Origin of the sequence: Nosocomiicoccus massiliensis (genome assembly GCF_000438455.1) — a bacterium.
Classification (GTDB): domain Bacteria; phylum Bacillota; class Bacilli; order Staphylococcales; family Salinicoccaceae; genus Nosocomiicoccus; species Nosocomiicoccus massiliensis.
In genome coordinates, this window is the sequence record NZ_CAVG010000092.1 from 1 (window position 1) to 1,669 (window position 1,669).

A 1,669-nucleotide genomic window follows, 5' to 3' on the forward strand; every position below is an offset into this window, starting at 1 on the left:
TCCTGATAACCCTTCAAAAAAGGTTGGGTACGCAGTGTAGATTCTTTGACAATCAATAATTAATTCATCAAATAATTCTTTATAGCTCTTTTCAGCATTCATATCATATTTTAATAGTCTAAGTAAAACTACTCCTGCACTTCCACTTTCATCCCTCCTTCTATAGTTGAATTTTTGTTATTATATATTGTTTTGCTCTTCCTAATCACACTATTATTTAATAATAAGGAAGATACAATAATAACTATGATTGAAGAAAATAAGTTAGCTGAAAAATATATCTTCATTTCATAAAGAGCTCCAAATATTAAAGTTCCAATAGGTAACAAAACATTTCCTAAAGTATTTAACAGAGAAAAAACTCTTCCTTTGAATTGGTTATCGATACTCTTTTGCATATAACTCATCATTGGTATTGATACAAATTGAAATGTAAAAGCCATAGTCAATCCTATCAGCGATAGATATACCAAGCTATAAATATTGTTCATATTAATGTATACAGGTAATGTAAAGGTAGTCATTACTATAGCTAATACTAAAAATGCCATTTTCATTGCTTTTAAGGGATTGTTTAGTTTTAACCTCGAAAGAACTAATGTAGCTAATAAGGATCCTAAGCCCATTATGGAACTAGCTATTCCGACATAATATGGATCGAATGATAATTCTTTAATCATTATTGTATCTGGTAAAACACTGAAACTTGCTGCACCAACACTATTAATAATCATTGCTAAAAGAATAATCCTCCATAAAACATCATTTTTCTCAATATATTTAAAGGCTTCTTTATTCTTTCTCATCACATATTTTATAATGTTTTCTTTGTCTTCATGTTCTTTTATCGGATTAGTCTCATATTCATCAAACACTAAAAAGAAGTTTAAAAGTAAAGAAATAAATTGTAAAATTAAAAATATTAATATCATAGTTTCTAAGGTAACAAAACCATAGATAACTCCTGCTATTAATGGTCCTAATAAAAATACTGTTGTTCTTATCGTTCCAACCTGCCCTAAAATATTTTGAATTTTATCTTCGTTAAATAATTGGGTGAGTGAAGCATCAAAAGCATTAGAAACAACCGGCACGATGAACGATCTAATCGCTGTAATAAAAAATAGAAAATAAATATTAAAACCATAAATATAAATATATGTTAGAAGCAAAATAAGGCTTAAACAAGAAAGCCCTTCCAAAAATATTATTATAGATTTCCTGTTATACTTATCTATAAAAGTACCCATTATCGGGAGTGAGATGATTGTTCCAACACTCATTATTACAGTATTAATTGAAAATAATAAGGGAGACTTTGTAACGTCTAATATATAATAACTTATCGCAAAATTATATATGAGACCACCTGTCGTTAGAACTAAGACACTTGCAAAATAAATAAATATATTTCTCATAACATAACACCTCTTACAAATACTAGCTGGTTCCATTACTTATTAATATAAGTTTATGTATGTATAGTAATACTCTTGTTTATATTTCACCTATGATTGAATCTATACCTCATTCAATATTCGTATTAACCTAATCATAAAACAATTTGACAAAATTTTATATATGCAAATTTGCATAAAGGAAGTGGAGATATTGTTAAATGAATTTATAAAAAAACGAGTACAGAGCTTGGCATATCGAGGAAAAAGCT

General features: G+C 27.6%; 1 protein-coding gene. It reads right to left on the bottom strand.

The genetic code is table 11. The features are described from left to right. Positions 1 to 128 precede the first annotated feature (128 nt). Positions 129 to 1,454, bottom strand: coding sequence for an MFS transporter (locus tag TJ68_RS04085; protein WP_081643657.1), 1,326 nt, complete (start codon positions 1,452 to 1,454; stop codon positions 129 to 131). Positions 1,455 to 1,669: the final 215 nt, after the last annotated feature.